Raw genomic sequence first — 20,142 nt, 5'->3', positions numbered from 1 at the left:
CCTTAACGTCCACGCCGCTGCGGCAGCCGCCGGTACTCGGCGATCAACTCGTCGATGTGGCGCCGCTGCAAATCGTTGAGGGGCGTGGTCAGGAACTGCAGCTGGGCGTACTGGCTCTGCAGCGGCAGGAACCCGCTGAGCAACGGCTCGGGCGTCGTGCGGATCACCAGGTCCACCTCGCCGATCTCGAGCGCGGCGGCGATGTCACCGCCGTCCTGTTGAGCCCGCCGGTGGGCGGCCCGCAGTTCGTCGCCCGCGTCATAGGCGGCGAGGATGTTGATCCGGAATTCCCCCCCGGTCATCGTGTGCTCCACCGCGCGGGCGGCGGCGACGTATTCGGGTGGGAGCGAATCGAGATCGCCGTGGATCCGCACACCACAGATCGCGCGATCGAAGTTCGCCGGTATCAGTGTGCTGAGGAAATGCGTCGACGCCGAATACACAGCATCCAGTTCGTCGTCGCGTCGCGCCAGATTTGCGCGGCTCAGGTTGTACACGGACACGGTTCGTACACCTTGTTCCTGTAGGGCCAGGAGAATGTCGACGACTTTGTGCGCTCCGCGTCGATATGCGTCAGTCAGGGTGGTGCCATTGGCGTCGGCCCAACGCCGCAATCCATCCGGAATCAATCCGACGTGCGCCGGCCCCCCCGGCGGCAATAAGTGCACTTATTGAGTGTAGCGGAATTTGCTTCGCGAATAACTCATTCTTCAGTTGGACGGAGCACCGCCAAAACCGTCAGGATCAAGATCTTGAAGTCCAGCAGCAGCGACCAGTTCTCGATGTAGTAGTTGTCGAATTCGGCGCGATCGGCGATCGAGGTCTGCCCCCGAAGGCCGTGCACCTGGGACCAGCCCGTGATGCCGGCCTTCACCCGGTGCCGCTCGCCGTAGCGGCGCACGTGCATCTCGAACAACTCGACGAACTCCGGGCGCTCGGGACGCGGACCAACCAGGGTCATGTCGCCCTTCACGACGTTGAGCAGCTGGGGCAGTTCGTCCAGCGACGTCTTGCGCATGAACTTGCCGATCTTGGTGCGCCGGTCGTCACCCTCCACCCCTCCGGGCGCCGCCCCGTCCTTCAGCTCGAAGGTGGCGCCGGCCGGGGCGGGCCGCATGCTGCGGAACTTCAGGCAGTCGAAGACGACGCCGTCGCGCCCGACACGGGGTTGGCGGAAGAAGATCGGCCCCGGCGAGCTCAGCTTGACCGCGATCGCGAGCCCGACCAACAGGGGCGAGATGAGTAGCACGCCCAGGGCGGCGATCGTCCGGCCGAGGCCGTACTTGAAGGCGAACTGCCAACCCTTGGTGTCGACCGGGCTGAGCACCATCAGCGGAACCCCGCCCAGGTGTTCGATGCGGGCGTTGCCGTTGACGACGTCCATCAACCGGGGCACCACGCGCACCCGCATGCCCCGCCGCTGGGCCAGCTGCGCGCAGCGCGACAGCTGATCGCCGGGAACCGCGGACGGCGCGATGATGAGGTCTTCGGCTCCTGTTGCGCGCACGGCGTTCTCGAAGTTGTCGACGGTGCCCAGGTAGGGCACGTCGACCAGCTCGGCATCAGTGGGACGCGTGTCGTCGAGCACGCCGACCGGGCGCAGCCCGTAGTCGGGCACCTGAGCCATCCGCGTGATGATCTGGTTGGTGATCGGGCCGGAACCGACGATCAGGGCAGGCGCGCCGAAACGGTACTTGCGCCGCAGATAGCGCTGCGTGACCGATCTCATCAGCCGGACCACGGGCACCAGGATCGCCGCGCACAACCAGATCCGGATCATCACGTCGCTGGGGCGGACGTGGGCCATGACCTGCTGACCCTCCTGCAGGGCGGGCACCCGCAGCACGATGATCGTCAGCGTCGCGAGCGCCGACACCGCGACCGCCGTCTCCACCGGTTCGATCTCGTCGAGGAAGCTGCGGTTCAACTTCCGCTTGTACAGCGACCGCGTCGCGAGCACGACGACGAGGATCGGCACGAAGGCCCACGAGTACAGCAGGACGTGGCGGTTGTCCGACAGCTCGCCGATCCAGAGGTGCGCCAGCACCACGGCCCAACAGGCCGCCCATATGTCGAGAGCGATGGTGAGCGCGATGTACCCGGACTCCTTGCGTAATCCCTCGATGAAGCGCGGCGCCGCCGGAACGCGGCTGCGCACCGACAGTGCGGCAGCCCGCTGTACCGGGACCGTGACTTGACTACTGGGCGGCATCGCCCGCCGCCTCCGCGGATGAATCCATGCGTCGCTCCCCCCGGCAGATCCTTGCATCGTCAACCTTAAAGGGGTTGTCGTGGCAACGGAAGGAAATCCGTGAGGCGGCTGAGAATCATTTGCCAAAGCCGGCGAATCTGCGGAGTGGCCGCCCGCTACTCGCTACTGTTGACCGGCGCGCGCACCGAACATCTTCTCGGCGGCCAACTGGGCCAGATCGCTGAGTATCCGGACGTGGCCGGTACCCCAGAGTCGCGGCTTGTCGTCGAATACGCAGAGCGTTCCCACCGCATTGTCTTCTGTGTCGACCAGCGGGATGCCCAGATAGGCGACAACGGTTCCGTCGCGGACTGCCGGATGATTCTTGAAGACGGGGTCGGTCCTGGCATCCTCGAGAAGTAACGCCGCGCCATTCGCCACCGCATATTGGCAGACGGACCGGTCGAGCGGTGTTTGCCGTTCGTCGTCGCCCATACCCACCGCACTCTTGAAGAATTGCCGGTCGACGTCGATCAGTGACATGGCAGCCGACGGTGCGTCCAGCGCTGCGGCCGCCGCCCGGGTGATGCGGTCGTACGCCTCGTCCGGCGGCGAGTCGAGCAGTCCGGTGGCATACAGGGACTGCAATCTCTCGGGGTCGGTGATCTCGGACTCGACGCTGGGCATCTCGGTGCCGGCAAACACCTTGCAGTCATTGAGGTGAGCCATGACCGCCTCGATCGACACCCGCTCGCTGCGCCTCAGGTCCGCGATCATCTGTGACGCCACAGCGCGGGCCACATACGAAACGACATCTTCGCCCGCGTCGCGCGCGCAGTCCTCGAGCAGGCGGTTGAGCCAGTCGTCGAACCCTGTCAGAGATCCGGTCATTCGACAAACGGTATCCGACCACACCTTTCCGACGGACACGAACAGGTGTGACCAACTCGAGACGAATCACCGCCGACGTAGCCTTGATTAAAAATGCAACGAACTGGAGGGCGTGTGAAAGACCCGCGGACCGATGACCGCCGTGTGGATCTGCTGTTCGATGCCCGGCATATCCGCCAAAGTGGGATAGGGACGTACATTCGCACACAGCTGCCCTACCTCGAGGAGGCGGCGTCCCGCGACGGGCTCACCCTGGCCGTCCTCGCCGATCCCGACGCCGTGCCGACCCTGCGTCCGGGTACCACGGTGATCCCGGCGTCGCCCGCGCGGGCCGCGATGTACTCGGCTGCCGAACAAGCGGTGTGGCGCCACGCATTCGACGCGGCGCGTCCACGGGCGGTGTGGTTGCCGCACTACCCGTACCCGTTGGCTCGTCTTCTTCCCGGCAACCGCCGGACGGCGCTCTACGTCACCGTGCACGACACGATTCACCTTCTGCCCGAGCGCATCAGCGGGCAGAGCCGGACCCGCCGGCTCTATGCCCGCGTGATGCTGGGTGCCGACGCAAGGTTCTGCCGCCGCATCTTCACGGTGTCGGAGGCGACGGCCACGACGCTGAAGGACATCGAGCCGTCCGCACCGGTCTTGGTGACGCCGATTCCCGTGGACGAGGTGTGGTTGGATCCCGTCGACCCGAGCCTGTCGCCCGTCGGTGGCCGCTATCTGCTGTACGTCGGGAACACCAAGCGGCACAAGAACCTTCCGCTCGTCCTGGAAGCGTTCGCCGAACTCACCGGCGAGATACCCCACAAGCTGGTGATCGCCGGGGGCGGCGCCTCGCTGCGGACGCTGGACGACCGGGTCCGGCGCCTCGCCGAGGACGAGCCGGACCGCGTGCTGGTGACGGGACAACTCGACTTCGGCGCACTGCGGTCACTGGTCGCCTCGGCGGAGCTGCTGATCATGCCCTCCCTCCACGAGGGTGCCGGCCTGCCGCCGCTTGAGGCGATGGCATCGCGCACACCGGTGTTGTCCTCGGACATCCCCTCGCTGCGTGAAACCTGCGGCGACGGCGCCGCCTACTTCGACCCGCACCGGCCCGCGGAACTGGCCGCTCTGCTGCGCGCGTTCTGCACGGACGACGCGGCCAGAGCCGATCTGGCCGACCGCGGCCACGCCCATGTGCTGGCGCGCCAGCAGCAGATCCGCGCGACCGCCGCGGCCGACGCGATATTCGCCGAGCTGGTCGGCAGCCGTACGTGACGTTGTCGAGGCGCCAGTTGCTGGCCCGCGCGGCCGCCTCGGCCGCCTCGGCCGTTCTCATGGGATGCTCGGTGGACCAAAGGCGCACGGTCGTCGACGTCCGCAGCTTCGGCGCCGCCGGCGACGGGGTCACCGATGACTCGTGGGCCATACAGGCCGCCGCGGCCGCGCTGCGCCCTGGGAGCACACTCCGATTTCCCCGAGGGACATACCGTTTCGCGCAGCGCTGGCCACCCGGCGGTGCCGCCGTCGTGATCTCGGGACTCGCCGACGTCGTCGACGAGTTCGAGCCGGGCGCCGAGCTGTACATGGACAATCTGCATCCGACCAAGCGAACCGGCAGTGGTCACGGGCTGCTCGTCCGTGGTCCGGCGTCGCGGATCCGCCTGCGTGCGCTCAACATCCGGTGGGCCGACGGCGCGCAGCGGTCACTCGGTGACGGCATCCGGGTGGAAGGTTGTCCCGATTTCGGCGGCGAGCAGCCGAGCGGTTGGTCCGGGCAGCCGACGCCGGTCACGGAGGTGTCCGTATCCGAGTGCACCGTGCGGTCGAGCCCGCAGACCGGGGTGGTCATGATGGGCGTCTCGGACATCGAAGTGACCGGACTACGGGTCACCGACAGCGGAGCCGACGGCCTGCACTTCAACGCCTGCCGGCGCGCGTCGGTCGATCGGTACAGCGCGGTGAACACCGGTGACGACGGACTCGCACTGGTCACGTACTTCGCCTCCGAGCCGGCTTTCGACAGTGCGGCCCACACCTTTTCGTTCCCGAATCTGACCGACTGGTCGAACGCGGACTTCACCGTCACGAACGTGAACGTGTTCGGGTGCCGGGCGAACGGTGTCCGGCTCGCGGGCGCGAACCGCGTCACCGTCGAGGGACTCGACGTCGTCGGCGTGCGTGCCGGTTCGGCGTTTCTCATCGACTCCGCGGAGCCGGGCACCGATGTCGGGTGGCATTACGTCGCCAGCCGCTCGGTGCGCCTCGACGACGTCACCGCCTCCGACTGCGACATGGGCATCCACCTGCTGGCCCGGCCTGGCGCATCCGGCGACCGGCGCTTCACCGACTTCGACATCCACGTCGGCGACGCGAAGATCGACGACTGCCCCACGTGGGCGGTCCGTGCCGAGTCGCTGACCGCGACCCGGGTCAACGGCATGCGCATCGACGACTGCAGCGTCACCGCCGCCTCGACCACGGGCGGCAACGGCGGCGTGGGTGTCGGGAACACGAGTGGGATCACGTTCGGCACGATGGTGATCCGCCACTCCGAACCGGTTGTCGTGTTCAAAGCCGAGAACGCCGGCCAGCTCACCGTCGACCACCTGAGCGTGGCGATCACCCGGCCGGATCGCCCCGCAGGCAGCCTCGACCCGTGCGTGCGTCTCGAGGGTTCCGACGGCGTGGTCGATCAGCTGACGATCGGCTGGCCTGCCGCCGCCGACACCTGGGTGCCCGTCCTGCAGTCCTCGCCCGGTCCGTGCGGGGACGACATCGGCCAAGCGCCGCTTGCGATTCGGGGACTGACGGTCACGCCTTCGGTCGAGCGTCCTTCGGCGGTCGCATGCGGGCGGTGACCAGCGCGCTGCCCGCGGTCAGCAACAACAGGAAGATGACGATCCCGTAGACCAGGATCTGCACCCGCCACACCTCGAGGAAGCAGTACGCCACCACGCCTGCCGACGCGGCGATGACCGGGCTGAAGCTGAATATCCGCGCGAAGGCGTACCCCGCGAATCCGTACGCCACGATGGTGTAGAGCCACCCCCAGGCACCGTGCTCCGCATAGATGTCGGCGAACACGGAATTGGTGAAGAAGTTGCCTGCGAAGGTCACCGAGTGGCCGTAGACGGATGCCTGTTTCCAGCTGTCGTCCTTGGCCACCTTGTTGAATTGCAGGAATGTGGGCTTCACCGCGTCCAGCGACGCGACCGCCCCGACCCTGTTCTCCCAGGCGCCGCCGGCCACCGCATCCGAGACGCCGATCTGGACCTGTGCCGGCACGGCCAGATAGGCGCCCGACTGATACAGGTTCATGGCCACCGGGTTCGACACGCCGGCTTCCCGGTAGTAGTTGGCGTTGCGGAAGTAGTTGAGCGCGGTGAGGACGGCGAACCCGCAGAGCACGATCACCGCGAGGGTCACCCACGTGCGCGCACCCGATCCGCCGGTCGCGTGCCGTGGTGGACGACCCCGCACCCAGACCGCGAGATAGACCACGCAGGACATCAGGAGCGCCAACCGTGAGGCGATCATGGCGTTGGAGATGAGCAGCAGCACCCCGGCGACCATGTACGGCCACCGGATCACCTTCCTGCGCCACAAATAGACGCCGATCGGCGCGGCCAGGATGGTGGCGTACCGCAGGGTCTGCGGACCCGCGAACCCCGACAGCGCATTGCTGAAGTCGTTGGCGGTCTGTTCACTCAGCGACGCGACGATCGCCGACGGACCGCCGACCTTCATGAACGAATACCCGACCCCGACGGCGCCTGCCGCCAGGATCAGGTAGAAGTACCGCCGCTCGAACCAGGCGGTGCTGGTCGGTCCGTCACCGGTTGCGGGCCGTGATCGCGTTGTCCCGTACCAGAATCCGACCATCGACACCATCACGATCGCGCAGTACCACAGCAGCAGCAGCGCAATGCCCCGGCCGCTGATGTCGGCGGGGATCGCGAAACCCGTCAACGCCTCCGACGAGGTCTGGGACCCACCGAACTGCCGGCGCGCGAACAACGCCGACCACGCCAGGAACGACAGCGTCACCGGGGCCAGGATCAACACCGCCGGGCTGAACCACGCGGGCGGTCGGATGGCGACGGCCACGACTAGCCCAACCGCTGGCGTCGGCGCCGGGCCCCGAAGGTCGCCGCGTAGTCCGGCGCCCCGTTGACCGCGGCGAAGTGGTAGACGAGCGCGGTGATCACCTCCGCGGTCACGAAGGCCAGGAAGATCGCGGTGGTGTTCTGCCACACGAGAAGCAGGCCCACGCTCACCACCAGGTAGACGACGGTGCTGGCGCCGCGGATCCAGAAGACGAGCACGGTCTTGCCCGCCTTGCGCAGGGCCGCGAACGGCACGGTCGACACCAGCATGACGGCCTTCCACAGACAGGCCAGCAGCATGGCGGCGACTCCCACGTCCTGCCAGGCCGGGCCGAACACGAGGCTGCCGAGCCCGCCGAACGCGGCGACCAGCACCGCGGCCATCCCGACGGCGAACACCGCGACGAACGCCTTGAGCTCACCGCGATGCCCGTGGGCGAGCAGGCGGTAGCGCCCGTAGGCGAGGATCGGCTCCAGGGCGCCCGCGACCGTGGAGATGACGCGGAACGTGACCGAGGCGGCCGGTCCGACCAGGACCAGGAGCACCGAGGTGATCGCCGGTTGAACGGCGCCGACGACCGCGGTCTCCGCGGTGACCCAGCTGGACCTGCGGACATCCGGCGGAAAGCCCATCCGCGGCAGCGCCTTTCGCGGCCGGTACCGCGCCACCACCGCGAGCATCGCCCCGACCGCCAGCACCCGCACGCTGTGGGGGTTGCCCTGGTCGGCCATCCACAGAGCGACCAGGCCGGCCACGATCAGCGCACCGGCTGCGGCGCCCTCGTTCTTCCATTCGCCGGTGACCACCCCGATCGAGCGGGTCATGAGCAGCCCGGTCATCACGCCGATGGCGCTCGCCATGAGCACCGCCGACGATGCGACCGCCGGGCCGAACACCAACAGCCCGCAGGCGGCGATGGCGAAGAGCACGACCCACGTCGGCAGGCCCAGCTCCCCCTCGGCGTCGGGGGTGGCCAGCCGGCCCTCCACGATGAAGGCGTTGAACAGCTGCGCGACGTAGACCCCGACGGCGAGCGCCAACGCGAGGAAACCCTGGGTCTCGATCGGCGCGATCCGCGCGTAGATGGCGATGAAGATCGCCGGGAAGACGTTCAGCGCCAGACCGGCGACCACCTGCACGCCGGTCTGGAGGTGCCTGCTGTCAGGCACGGCCATGGGTCGCCGACGTCTGCGCCACCACGTCGGCCATTCTGGCCCGGAACGCTTCCGGTGAGAATTGTTCGGCGCGTTGACGGTTCGCGGCGGGGTCGAAGCGTCCGTCGTCGAAGGACGCGAACGCCTCGGCGAAGTTGGCGACGATCTCGGCGTCGCCGCGGCCGGTGACGAACGTCCCCGTGACACCGTCGACGACACTGTCGAGCGCGCCGCCGACCCCGAGTGCGATCACGGGTGTGCCGCACGCCATCGCCTCGACCGGCGTGATGCCGAAATCCTCCTCCCCCGGCATGACCATGGCCCTGGCGCGGCGATACAGGTCGCGGAACTCCTCGTCGGAGACCCTGCCGACGAACGTGACATCGCCGCCCTCGGCGAGCTTGCGGCATCGGGCGGCCTCTCTGCCGTCCCCGGCGACGACGAGTTTGACGCCGGCTTGCACGGCCGCCCTGATCGCGATGTCCGGGCGCTTGTATCCGACCAACCGTCCGGCCAGCAGGAAGTAGTCGCCGCGCGTCGATGCGGCGTCCGGTGTGTAGAAGTCGATGTTCACCGGCGGGTGGACGACCTGCGCGTCACGGTTCCAGTGATCCCTGACCCGCTGCGCCACCGCGGCGCTGTTGGCGACGATGGCGGTGATCTTGGGCGCGGCGGACAGTTCGGTCGCGATGGCCAGCCGGGACAGCGCGTCCAGCGCCAGGCGCCCGGGTAGCGACGCCGCCTCTTCGCGGCGCATGACCTTGTCCCACGCCCACCGCGCCGGCGAGTGCACGTAGACGATCGTGGGTGTGGCGCCGGCCGCGTGGACCGCCGCGGCGGCGAACGCGTGATGGCTGATCACGATGGCCTCTGCCGTGCCGAAGTCGCGGCGCTTCATCCAACCGGGAACCAGTGGCAGCAGCGGTGCGTAGGTCCGGTGGCCCGCCGCGCGGTACGCCGACGACAGCGGACCGGTGCGCACCCGCGCGGTGAATTCGGCGGTGACGCGGGGGTCGACGATCGGGATGTCGATCGGCGCGTCGGGCCACTGTCGGGCGAACTCGGCGACGACGTGTTCGGATCCGGCGATCTCGGTCAGTCGTTCGTGGACGATCGCGACCGTCACTGCATACTCCGCTCTGCGTCGTCGACGCCCTGCTGGGACACCTCTGGTGCGCGGTTCTTCCGGTGCGCCCCGCCGGGGCGGCGGTAGGTGAACGCCGCGACCAGCGGCGCCGCGCTGCCCGCGGTCGCCGAGCGCAGGGCCACCGCCTGCGCCGCGGTGTCGGCGTCGAGACAGGCCACGAGGACGATTCCGGTCGCCGTGGCGATCAGGTCGGGGGTCAGCGTGGGGTCGCCGACCACTCCGCCGTGCAGCACCCGGGCCGACGGCGACCGGTCGGCGCCGGCGGGTTCGAGCAGGGCCGCCACCTCGGCGCTGCCCGAGGACGGCGACGCACCGATCACAAGCAGCACGCCGCCCGGCGCCACCGACGCGCACTGGGCCCGGAGTGTGCGGGCGAGGCGGGCCTGCGCCCCGTCGCGGTCGTCGGAGAACGCCGAGCCGAGGTCGACCGCCGGTACGAGTACGGCGTCGACGCCGTCGGTCAGCGTCGCGCTCATGGCGGCGCGGCCGGAACGCCGCCGCCGGGCGAGCAGGATCGCCACCGCAACGGAGCCTCCGACGAGTCCGCCGAGGATCGCCCCGATGAGCCACTGCTGGGAACTGTCGTGGTTCGGTGTCGGCGGCTGCACCACCAGCAACGTGGCGGCCTCGCTGGCCTGGAGTTCGACGGCCTCCCGGATGCGCGTGAGTTCTTGCATCCGCACAGGGTCGGCGGCACCGGTCTGCTCCCACCGCGTCAGCGCGCCGAGAATGGTCCGAAGTTGCTCGTCCACCCGCTGGCTGAGCTCTTGGCCGTACAGATCGATGGCCACCTGGACGGTTCTGATGGCGTCGTCGCGAGATTTGCTGGAATTGCTGATCGTCACCACCGACGACTCGCTGGCTTGGGCGACATTGAGCTCCGCCGGCTCGTCCATCGCCATTTTCCTGGCCACCGCCTGGGCGAAACCCTCGCCGGACAGATACGCGATTTCCCCGCCGACGAAATTGCTCGTATTGCCCTGATTGTCCGGAGTGACCTGACTGGCCCCGGCCGCGATCGCGGTCAGATCGGCCGGATTCTCCAGACGCACAAAGGCTGTCGCCGTCGTATCCGTTCCCATCCGGGCGAAGGCCACCCCGCCGATGAGCGCGCCGACGCACAGCCCGACCAGCGCGGCCGTCACGAATTTCACCCTCACAAGACGCGATTCCAGCGAAGAGATCATCGCGATCGCGGGCGCCGGAACTCTCGACCCATTGACAGACAACTGTGCGGCACTCCGTCCTGACCCTCGATGCGACCAATATCGTAATGGCCCAGATCACTTCGCCGGGCCCGACACAGGTATCGGTGGAGGACCAGTAAACACGGTGCGGTAGAACGGACTGGGCGGCGCGTCGACTTTTTGCGAAGATGGTTTGCCGGTAACCTCCGGCGCCCAGGGGTGATTCGAGAAAGCCCACTGACTCGAGACTGGAGCAGCGGTGTCTGTTGGGTTCATCCGCCGGGTCGTCGGCCTGGTGTCGTCGGTGTTGATGGTGACGGCGCTGGGCGCTCCTGCCGCGGCCCACGCCGCGCCCCTCAACGCCGATCCGGCCGCCGGTCCCGAGGTGACGCTGCCGTGGCGGACACTGGGCCTGCCCGGTGACATCACGCTGGTCGGCGCCGACACCAATCAGGACTTCTCCGTGCCGGTCCCCACCGGGTTCGGAGCCGTCCGGCTGCGTGGACTGATCCACGCGCCGGTGGATTTCGGCGCCGGATTCGTCGAGATCACCGACAGCACAGGCAAATTCCTGGCCACGGTGAATCTGCCCGCCGTGGCGCCGGACCAAGCGGTGGTTCCGTTCGACGTCGACATCTCCGCGGCGCGGGTGAACACCGCGCAGCTCGGCCTGTCGTTCACCGTGCGAGAGGCCGCGCTGCCGGTCGGCGACCGCTGCGGCCTCGGCGAACGGGTTCGGCTCAGCGATCTCGCCACGGTGTACGCGGGCATCGAGCCCGCGCCCACCACGGTCGCCACGTTCTTTCCGCCTGTGCTGCAACGGCTGACGATCTACACACCGATCGACGCCGACGACGCCGAGGAGCAGGCGGTCCTCACGCTCGCTTCGGCGGTGGCGCGGATGTATCGGCCGCAGTCGCCGGTGATCACGGTGGTCAAACAACCTCGCGGCGCGACACCGCCTGCCGCGCCGCAGTTCACCCGTGCCGTCGTCGTCGAGAGCGGCGACGCCGCCCTCAACGTGGTCGACCCGGACACCGCCGACGTCCATCTGAAGGTGAACGGACGCGGCGACCAACTCACCGCGCAGGCGTCGCTGATCGCCAACCAGGTGCAGTCGCTGGCCCAGGTCCCCGAGGTCCGCATCGACAAGGCGGGGTCCGGCGGTGGTCCCCGCGTCGACGAGGTCAGTTTCGGCGACCTCGACATGGCCGCAGAGAGCTCGGTGTTGCGGACGTCGACGATGGCGGTGGGTGTCGACCGGGCCGCACTGGGCAGCGGGCGTGTCGAGGGTCTGCGGGTACACCTGCTCGCCACCCACACCCCGGTGCAACCGATGGATTCGGCATCGCTGATGGTCCGGGTGAACGGCGAGGCCGTGCACACCGTGCCGTTGGGCGAGCGCGGCCGCGTCGACGCCGTCTTCGATGTGCCCGGTGAATTCCTCGGCCAGAGAATCAATCTGGAGTTCGATCTGACGTTCAGCCCGCGTCAGCTGTGCTCGCCGACCATCGCACCGCTGACCTTCCAGCTGGACCCCCGCTCGACCTTGACGATGCGGCGGGGCGGCCCGCCGCTCGGCGGGTTCGGCGCGGTGCCGTCGGAGTTCAGCCCCGAGTTCCTAGTGGCGCTCGACGGCAGCAACCCGAATCAACTGCACTACGCGACCCGGGTGATCGCCGACATCGCACGGCTGACCGATACGGAACTCACGCCGCGAGTGGTCGACGTCAAGGCCGCGGCCGACGCCGGGATCGGCGCGTTGATCGTGGCCAACGCCGCCACGATCGACCAGACGTCGCTGCGCCCGCCGGTCGGCGGGCAGAGCGGTGAGGTACAGATCGGCCTGCGCGACGAGTTGCGGGCCGACATCAACCGGGGGCTCGGCTCGATCCAGGCCTTCGCCGACGGGGCCCGCAACCGTTCCGTCGTGCTCGTCACCACCAGCGGGGCCTGGACACTGGTCGAACCGCTCTTCGGCTACGTCGATCAGCTGCCGGACGGCTGGTCGAGCCTCGACGGCGACGTGCTGGCCGCCGGCGCGGCGGGCAGTGTGACCAACCTGTCCATCGGAGCCGGAGACGTCGCGGCGGCCCCCACCGAGGAGTCGGACGACTCGGCGGTCTGGGTGGCGATCGGGGTGGGTGCCGCCGCGCTCGCCGCACTGGTGGTCGGCGCCGCACTGCTGTGGCGACGCCGGCGCCGCGCAGCGGCTACCTAGCCACCGGGACGGCTACAGCACCGACGGCGGCTCCTGCCGTCGCACCGCGTCGACCTGACCCGGGACCGCACCGGCCACTTTCGACGTCTGGTCGGTCGCCGCCGCGGTCGCCTGTCCCGGGACCGCTTTGGCCGCCGCGACCGCCAGCTGTCTGCGCTTCACCCACAACCAGACGGCGGCGCCGATCGCACCGCCGGCGAACAGTATCGCGCCCAGGACCCGTCCAACCATGCTCCGCCTCCTCGCAGACCGGCGAACCTCGTGAGCCGCACACTACGCCGCTCCCCGGTCCCCGATCCGGAATCCGCCGAACGGTCAGACGAACCGCGAGCGTCAGCTGGCGACGGCCTGATCCGCGACCTTCTGCACCTCCACCAGGTTGTCGCCGTACACGCCCGCGTTGCCCAGCCCGCAGTGCCGGTCGGCGGTGATCGCGTTGACCGTCGTCTGTGACCCCGTGCCCGGGGCCGCGCCCTGCCAGTGTCCGACGTTGGCCATCACCAGACCCGGCATCAGGTCCGGCTCGTGGGCGGCCGGTCCCACGAAGGACCCGCGGTCGTTGAACACCCGCACCATCTCCCCTTCGGCGATACCGCGGGCAGCGGCATCGTCGGGGTGGATGAACACCCGCTGGCCGCCCTGGACGCGTTGCTTGTCCGGCGCGTTGCCGTACTGACTGTTGAGGAAGGCGTGCGGTTTCGGCGAGATGATGCTCAACGGAAACCTCTGCGCCAGTTCGGGATTGGACTGCGGTGACTCAAAAGGCGGCACGTAGTCAGGCACCGGGTCCACGTATCCGCCGGGCTGCATCGCCTCGTACATCGACCGCCACACCGGGACCACGAAGTTGCCGCCCTCGGCCAGGCTGCTCTTGAACTCGCACTTACCCGACGGCGTGGGGAAGTTACCCTCGGCGTGCGGGGCACGGGTGTCCGGGGTGCCGACGTCGAGCCGCATCCAACCGCGCTCTTCGAGTTTCTCGTACGTGATGCCCTGCAGCGCCGGGGCTTCCCAGTCATGGAAGTCGATGAGCATCTCGCGGTCGGTGCGGTTCCAGTAGGCCATCGACTCCTCGTCGAACTCCATGGTGCGGGCGAGGCGCCGGAACAGTTCGACGTTGGGGATGGCTTCGCCCGGCGGCGCGATCGCCGGTTGGTTCAGCGAGATGTACAGGTGCCCCCAGGTCACCATGATGTCGAGCTGTTCGGCCTGCATGGTCGCAGGCAGGACGAGGTCGGCGTATTTAGCGGTGTCGGTGATGAAGTGCTCGCTGACGACGGTGAACAGGTCGTCGCGCATCAACCCGCGCATCGTCTTCTCCTGCGCCGGGCCCTGTGACACCGGATTCGAGTTGTAGACGAACAGCGATTTGATGGGCGGATCGAGTCCGAGTTCACCGGTCAGCGCCATGCCGAGGTCGAGCTCGTTGACCACCCGGGTGCCTTCGGGGATCCACTCCGGCATGCAGATCTTGTCGAAACGGGTCGGGAACTCCCAGATCGGCATCTCCATCGTGCCGCCACCGACGTGGCGCCAGGCGCCCACCAGTGCGGGCAGGCAGGTGATGGCGCGGATCGCCTGTCCCCCACCGCGGCTGCGTTCCAGCGCCACGCCCTGCCGGATCGCCGCGGGCTGGCTCGTCGCGTATTCGCGGGCCAGGGTGCGCACGTCGTCAGCGGGGATCCCGGTGATCTCCTCGACACGTTCCGGTGGGTACTGCGCCGCTCGCGCGGCGAGATCGTCGAATCCGACGGTGTGGCGCTCGATGTAGTCGGTGTCGGTCAGCCCTTGGGCGATGATCTCGTGGATCATGCCCATCGCGAGGGCGCCGTCGGTGCCGGGCCGGATGCGGATGTGCCAATCAGCCTGTCGGGCAGTGCGATTGCGCACCGGGTCGATGACGACGATCTTGGCGCCGTTGTTCTTGCGCGCCTCCAGCAGGAACGGCCACCCGTGCAGGTTCGTGCTGGTCATGTTCATGCCCCAGACGATGATGTACTTCGAATGCGCCATCGACTCGACGTCGAGACCACCCGACCCGCCGACGGTCATGTGCCATGCGGTCGACGATCCGGACTCGCAGTACGTCTTCTCCGCCACCGTCGACCCGAGCCGGTTGAAGAACGCGTCACCCGAGGTGAGGCCGTTCAGCACGCCCTGGTGGCCGAGGTAGGCGTGCGGCATGATCGCCTGGCTGCCGTACTCGTCGATGATCGCCGTCCAGCGCTGTTTGATCTCCGCGAGCGCCTCGTCCCAGGAGATCCGTTCGAACGCACCCGAACCCTTCGGCCCCACCCGGCGCATCGGGTACAGCAGACGGTCCGGCTGGTAGTGGTGTTCGTGGAAGTTCTTGACCTTGACGCACAGACCGCCCCTGGTCATCGGGTGGTCCGGATCTCCCGTCACGTCAACGAGTTTCCCGTCCTCGACGTGATAGAGCATCGCGCACGTGTCGGGGCAGTCGTGCGGGCAGGCGCCGCGGACGATGGTGAGTTCCTTCACGGGGAGTCCTCCTGGGCTGCAGTGGTGCTACCAGTTAGGACGAGGTTTGTGGCCCGCCAATTGCACGCACATTAAGGTGCTGTGACCGAACCTCCCCCGGACCGTGATCGGCGTGCGGTGGCACTCGAAGTGGGTCCCTCGTTAGGCTTTTCACGGCCACGCCGATCCGCAGGAGGAGTATTGGGCTGCTCGACGGCACCGCTGATATCGGGTTCCTGTGCCGACGAGTTCACCGGGGTCCGAGAGGCTTTCGCCCGCAACTTCACCGATCGCGAGGAGATCGGCGCCGCCGTCGCTGTCTGGGTCGACGGTGATCTGGTCGTCGACCTGTGGGGCGGTTCGGCCGACGAGCCCGGCGCGCGGCCGTGGCGACGGGACACCCTCGCCAGCGTCTTCTCCGGTTCGAAGGGCCTCACCAGCACCTGCGTGCACCTGCTGGCCGACCGCGGGGAGATCGACCTGTACGCCCCCGTTACCCGGTACTGGCCGGAGTTCGGGCAGGCCGGCAAGCAGGACGTCACGACGGCGATGGTCTTGGCACACCGCTCCGGCGTGATCGGACCGCGCACCCGGTTGCACTGGTCGGAGGCGGCCGACTGGGATGCGGTGTGCGCGCACATCGCGGCCGCCGAACCGTGGTGGCCGCCCGGCACCGCGCAGGGCTACCACATGGTGACGTTCGGGTTCATCCTCGGCGAGGTGGTGCGCCGGGTGACCGGCCGCACCATCGGGCAGTACCTGCGCACCGAGGTCGCCGAACCGCTCGGCGCCGACGTTCACATCGGCCTGCCGGCGACCGAACACCACCGCTGCGCCGAGATGATCGACAAACCCCACATCCGCGACGTGCTGGCCGCGGGTGCGGCGCCGGGGCATCCACGCTCGCTGGCCGAGCACCCGATGGCCGGGCTCGCGGTCGCGATGGGGTTCGTGCCCGACGACGAGCTCGGTTCGAATGCGCTCGAGGTGTGGCGCGAAGCGGAGTTCCCCGCGACCAACGCCCACGTCTCGGCACTGGGCATGGCCACGTTCTACAACGCGCTCGCGCAGGAGAAGCTGCTCTCCCGTGAGCACATGGACAGGGCGCGGGTCTGTCAGGGCGGATTCGACACCGACGTGGTGCTCGGCCCGCGGGTGGCCGACCACGGCTGGGGTCTGGGCTACATGCTCAACCAGCGCGGCGTCGCCGGCCCCAACCGGCGCGCGTTCGGCCACGGCGGTTCGGGTGGTTCGTTCGCCTTCGCCGATCTGGAGCACCGCATCGGCTACGCGTACGTGATGAACCGCTTCGACGCCACGAAGTGCAATGCCGATCCCCGCACCGTCGCGCTGTCCGACGAGATCTACCGCGCGCTCGGTGTGTGGATCCGCTGATTTTCGCGCACCGCGAACGGGGAGGTCGCGTCGGTAGGCTGGACGCATGAACGGCGTCCTGCTCGTCCTGATCATCGTGGTCGTCGCCGCGCTCGCGCTGGCGGTCTACAGCTCCTCGAAGGCGTCGGGCCGGCGCACCGCCGAGTCGCTGGCCGACGCGAAGGCCGACGCCCGGCGGGTGATCGAACGGCTCGGCGGCCAGGTGCTCAACCTCACCGGGACCGACGAGGCGTCGAAGCAGGCGCTGGCCGACGCGTCGGAGCGCTACACCGCCGCCGCGTCGCAGATCGACCAGGCGACCTCGGCCAGACAGGCGGAGCTGGCGAAGGAGAGCGCGGTCGAGGGGCTGTATTACGTGCGCGCGGCGCGCATCGCCATGGGTATGGACCCGGGCCCCGAACTCGAGACACTGGCGGGTCAGCGGTCGGCGGGTGCGGTGACCGAAGACCGCCGCGTGCAGTTCGACGGCCGGGAGATCGAGGCGTCGCCGACCCCGTCGCAGCGCACCCCGAACTACTACCCCGGTGGCCGCGTCGCGGGCCGCCCCGTACCTGCCGGCTGGTACTCGGAGCCGTGGTGGAAACCGGCGCTGGTCGCGGGCGCTTGGGGGCTGGGGTCGGTGCTGCTGTTCGACGCGTTGTTCTCCGGGATGCACGGCAGCGGTTACGAGCAGGGTTTCGCCCAGGGATACGACCAGGGGTTCGATCAGGGCCAGGATCCCGGGTCCGACGGGGGTGACGCCGGCGGTTGGGACGGCGGCGACTCCGGCGGTGGCTGGGGCGATTTCGGCGGCGGCGACTTCGGCGGCGGCGACTTCGGCGGCTTCTAGACTCCGCCCGCCGTCAGATCCGGCTCTCCAGCCGGGCCGAGACACCGGCCTCCTGCAGGTCCAACCGTTCGAGCATGGCGCGCACCGCCTCGTCCTCGATACGGCCGGCGTCCCGTTCGGCGATCAACGCAGTCCGTTGGGCGCACAGCACATCCCGGTAGAGCTGGGAGAACACCTCGGCGCGCGGCGTGTGCGATTCAGGGTCGGGCATCTCGTCGGCATCCTGGGCGTGGCGGGCGATGGTCTGCCTGATGTTGGCCAGCGTCTCCTCGTCCAATCCGCGCGGCGGCGCGTCGGCGAAACGGTTGAGCACCTCGTCGGCGGCGGTGTGCACCACCTGTTCGGCTTTGCGGGTCTCGGTCTCGTCGGACTGCCTGTCCACCTCGAATGACGGTTGCAGCCAACGGATCAACGGCGGCAGCGTCCACCCCTGCAGCAACAGTGTGCCGACGCTGACCACGAACGCGATCGCCTGGATCGTGGCCCGTTCGGGGAAGGCCTCGCCGTCGACAGTCATCAGCGGAATCCCAGAAGCCGCCGCCAGCGTCACCACCCCGCGCATCCCGGTCCACGACACGACCACGTTCTCCTGCCACGTCAGCGTCCGCCGATCGACCAGGCCCGAGAGTCGGCGCGGCCCGCCGCGCCGGCGTATCCCCAGCGCGCCGCGACCGCCTCGCTCGGGTTTCGGCACGCTGAGCTTCGACTCGACCTTGCGGGAGAGCACGCCGCGCCCGAACATCACGAACACACACACGGGCCGGATCAGCAACACCACCAGCAGCACGACACCGGACGCGACGGCGACCTCGGCCAGCGACTCGTGCGCCTCATGGAGGTCCTCGAGCACGAACCGCAGCTGTAATCCGATGTAGGCGAACACGAACGCCTCGAGCATCACGTCGACGGAGTTCCACACGTAGCGTTCCTGCAGCCGCGTCTGGTAACCGGCGTCGAGCGAACCGTGGCCAACGACGAACCCGGCGACCACGACGGCCAGCACCCCGGAGGCGTGCAGGTGCTCGGCGGAGATGAACGCCGCGAACGGCACCACGAGTCCCTGGATCGTCTCCAGCCCCGGGTTGGCCAGCCTGCGGCGGATCCACAGCGTGACGAATCCCAGCGCCGCGCCGACGAGCGGGCCGAGCAGCGCGCTGTAGGAGAACAGCAGCACCGGGTTCTCGATGAACGCCCGGCTGCCCGCCACCTGGGCCACCGCGATCGAGAACAACGACAGCGCGGCGGCATCGTTGACCAGGCTCTCACCGGTGAGGATCGCCATCACCTTCTTCGGCAGGCCGAGGCGACGGCCCACCGCGACGGCGGTCACCGCGTCGGGGGGCGCCACCACAGCGCCGAGGATCAGCGCGGTCCCGAACGTCAGCGACGGCACCAGCCACGACGCCAGCCCCGCCACCGCGAACGTGGTGATCACCACCAGTCCGACGCCGAGTCCGAGGATCGGCCTGATGTTGCGCAGAAACGTCGGGAACGAAAAGCTCAGCGCCGCCGAGTACAGCAGCGGGGGCAGCACCACCGACAGCAGCACCTCGGATTCCAGTTCGACGCCGTTGAAATCGGGGGCGAAGGACACCGCGAACCCGACGACCACGAGGACGAGGGCGGGCTCCAGCCCACGGCGGTGCGCGATGGCGGTGACCACGATGGCGCCGACGACGACGAGGATCAGTTCCACCGGGAGATTGTCGCTGCTGGCGGCGACCCGCGCCGCGTTACCTGCTCAGCTCTGGCAGGTCGGGCACCAGAACAGGTTGCGGCCCTCCAGCACGGCGGTGCTGATGGAGGTGCCGCAGATCCGGCACGGCTCCCCCGGCCGGCGGTAGACGTAGGTCCGCGGCCGGCCCGTCCGGTACGACGGGGCGCCGTGGTCGTCCTCGGGCCGCACGGTGACGATCTTGCCGCGCCGCACACCGACTTTCATCAGGTCGACGAGGTCGGTCCACATCGCGTCGAACTCGCCCGGCTCGAGGTTGGTGCCCAACCGGAAGGGATCGATGCGGTGGCGGTAGAGCAGTTCGCTGCGGTAGACGTTGCCCACCCCGGCGATCACCGTCTGATCCATGAGCAGCGCGCCGACGGGCCTGCGTGACCTGTTGAGCCGGTGCCACGCGGGCGCCGGATCGGCGTCGCGGCGTAGCGGGTCGGGTCCGAGCCGGGCCAGGATGTCGGACACCTGCGCCTCGTCGACGACCTCGCAGGCGGTGGGGCCGCGCAGATCGGTGCCGTGGTCGGCGCCGACGATGCGCATGCGCACCTGCCCGACCGGATCGGGCGGCGGCTCGTCGGCCGATAGCGCGAACTCGTCGAACCGCCCGTACAGCCCCAGGTGTATGTGGACGATGCGGCCGCCGCGGTAGTGGTGGAACAGGTGCTTACCCCAGGCGCTGGCGCCGGTGAACGTGAACCCGTCCACCATCGCCGCCCCCTCGGTGAACCGGCCCTGTGGGCTGCTCACCCGCACCCGCTGTCCCTTGTAGCGCTTCTGGTGCAGCCGGGCGAGCCGGTGCAGCGTGTGGCCCTCCGGCATCCG

16 protein-coding genes are annotated in these 20,142 nt (G+C 68.8%); 5 read left to right on the top strand and 11 right to left on the bottom strand.

Going from position 1 to position 20,142, the window contains the following annotated elements; translation table 11 throughout:
- Positions 1 to 2: 2 nt before the first annotated feature.
- From AU195_RS01425 to AU195_RS01415, 3 genes are all read right to left on the bottom strand, one after another.
- Positions 3 to 668: an undecaprenyl diphosphate synthase family protein gene (locus AU195_RS01425; protein ID WP_286149082.1), complete on the bottom strand. Its 666-nt coding sequence runs from the start codon at positions 666 to 668 to the stop codon at positions 3 to 5.
- Positions 669 to 703: 35 nt separating this feature from the next.
- Positions 704 to 2,212: a sugar transferase gene (locus AU195_RS01420; protein ID WP_059157247.1), complete on the bottom strand. Its 1,509-nt coding sequence runs from the start codon at positions 2,210 to 2,212 to the stop codon at positions 704 to 706.
- A gap of 162 nt (positions 2,213 to 2,374) precedes the next feature.
- A complete protein-coding gene (locus AU195_RS01415) occupies positions 2,375 to 3,070 on the bottom strand; it encodes a GAF domain-containing protein (protein WP_059157369.1) in 696 nt (231 codons plus the stop codon).
- Positions 3,071 to 3,196: 126 nt separating this feature from the next.
- Between AU195_RS01415 and AU195_RS01410 the strand changes: the two genes are divergently transcribed.
- Both AU195_RS01410 and AU195_RS01405 read left to right on the top strand, forming a co-directional pair.
- The gene (locus AU195_RS01410) at positions 3,197 to 4,345 is read left to right on the top strand and encodes a glycosyltransferase family 4 protein (protein ID WP_059157246.1); all 1,149 of its coding nucleotides are present in this window, start codon (positions 3,197 to 3,199) and stop codon (positions 4,343 to 4,345) included.
- Positions 4,342 to 5,928: a glycosyl hydrolase family 28-related protein gene (locus AU195_RS01405; RefSeq protein WP_059157245.1), complete on the top strand. Its 1,587-nt coding sequence runs from the start codon at positions 4,342 to 4,344 to the stop codon at positions 5,926 to 5,928. The genes AU195_RS01410 and AU195_RS01405 overlap by 4 nt, the downstream gene beginning before the upstream one ends.
- Here the strand turns inward: AU195_RS01405 and AU195_RS01400 are convergent.
- From AU195_RS01400 to AU195_RS01385, 4 genes are read right to left on the bottom strand one after another with little or no spacing between them, the layout of a single operon-like run.
- Positions 5,882 to 7,177: an O-antigen polymerase gene (locus tag AU195_RS01400; protein WP_059157244.1), complete on the bottom strand. Its 1,296-nt coding sequence runs from the start codon at positions 7,175 to 7,177 to the stop codon at positions 5,882 to 5,884. The genes AU195_RS01405 and AU195_RS01400 overlap by 47 nt on opposite strands.
- Positions 7,178 to 7,179: 2 nt before the next feature.
- Entirely contained in the window at positions 7,180 to 8,352 is a 1,173-nt protein-coding gene (locus AU195_RS01395) for a hypothetical protein (RefSeq protein ID WP_286149080.1), read from the bottom strand.
- On the bottom strand, positions 8,339 to 9,457 hold the full coding sequence (locus AU195_RS01390) for a glycosyltransferase (protein WP_059157243.1): 1,119 nt from the start codon (positions 9,455 to 9,457) through the stop codon (positions 8,339 to 8,341). Before AU195_RS01390 ends, AU195_RS01395 begins: the two co-directional genes overlap by 14 nt.
- Positions 9,454 to 10,623: a hypothetical protein gene (locus AU195_RS01385; RefSeq protein ID WP_286149079.1), complete on the bottom strand. Its 1,170-nt coding sequence runs from the start codon at positions 10,621 to 10,623 to the stop codon at positions 9,454 to 9,456. The genes AU195_RS01390 and AU195_RS01385 overlap by 4 nt, the downstream gene beginning before the upstream one ends.
- Positions 10,624 to 10,924: 301 nt before the next feature.
- On the opposite strand from AU195_RS01385, the gene AU195_RS01380 reads away from it, so the two are divergent.
- Entirely contained in the window at positions 10,925 to 12,886 is a 1,962-nt protein-coding gene (locus AU195_RS01380; protein ID WP_059157241.1) for a cellulose biosynthesis cyclic di-GMP-binding regulatory protein BcsB, read from the top strand.
- Positions 12,887 to 12,898: 12 nt separating this feature from the next.
- On the opposite strand, the gene AU195_RS01375 is transcribed toward AU195_RS01380, so the two are convergent.
- Positions 12,899 to 13,117: a hypothetical protein gene (locus tag AU195_RS01375; protein ID WP_059157240.1), complete on the bottom strand. Its 219-nt coding sequence runs from the start codon at positions 13,115 to 13,117 to the stop codon at positions 12,899 to 12,901.
- 102 nt (positions 13,118 to 13,219) lie between these two features.
- Positions 13,220 to 15,388: a molybdopterin-containing oxidoreductase family protein gene (locus AU195_RS01370; protein WP_059157239.1), complete on the bottom strand. Its 2,169-nt coding sequence runs from the start codon at positions 15,386 to 15,388 to the stop codon at positions 13,220 to 13,222.
- A 180-nt stretch (positions 15,389 to 15,568) separates the two neighbouring features.
- Here AU195_RS01370 and AU195_RS01365 point away from each other — a divergent pair, with 180 nt between their 5' ends.
- Both AU195_RS01365 and AU195_RS01360 read left to right on the top strand, forming a co-directional pair.
- A complete protein-coding gene (locus tag AU195_RS01365; protein ID WP_059157238.1) occupies positions 15,569 to 16,762 on the top strand; it encodes a serine hydrolase domain-containing protein in 1,194 nt (397 codons plus the stop codon).
- 46 nt (positions 16,763 to 16,808) lie between these two features.
- Positions 16,809 to 17,591: a hypothetical protein gene (locus AU195_RS01360; RefSeq protein WP_059157237.1), complete on the top strand. Its 783-nt coding sequence runs from the start codon at positions 16,809 to 16,811 to the stop codon at positions 17,589 to 17,591.
- 13 nt (positions 17,592 to 17,604) lie between these two features.
- Here the strand turns inward: AU195_RS01360 and AU195_RS01355 are convergent, their stop codons facing one another.
- Both AU195_RS01355 and AU195_RS01350 read right to left on the bottom strand, forming a co-directional pair.
- Entirely contained in the window at positions 17,605 to 19,287 is a 1,683-nt protein-coding gene (locus tag AU195_RS01355) for a cation:proton antiporter (protein WP_059157236.1), read from the bottom strand.
- A gap of 45 nt (positions 19,288 to 19,332) precedes the next feature.
- Positions 19,333 to 20,139: an Fpg/Nei family DNA glycosylase gene (locus AU195_RS01350; protein WP_059157235.1), complete on the bottom strand. Its 807-nt coding sequence runs from the start codon at positions 20,137 to 20,139 to the stop codon at positions 19,333 to 19,335.
- Positions 20,140 to 20,142: the final 3 nt, after the last annotated feature.

This window comes from Mycobacterium sp. IS-1496, from assembly GCF_001499995.1.
Lineage (GTDB): Bacteria > Actinomycetota > Actinomycetes > Mycobacteriales > Mycobacteriaceae > Mycobacterium.
The sequence above is the reverse complement of the archived record's forward strand: the minus strand, read 5'-3'. Positions and strand labels throughout refer to the sequence as shown.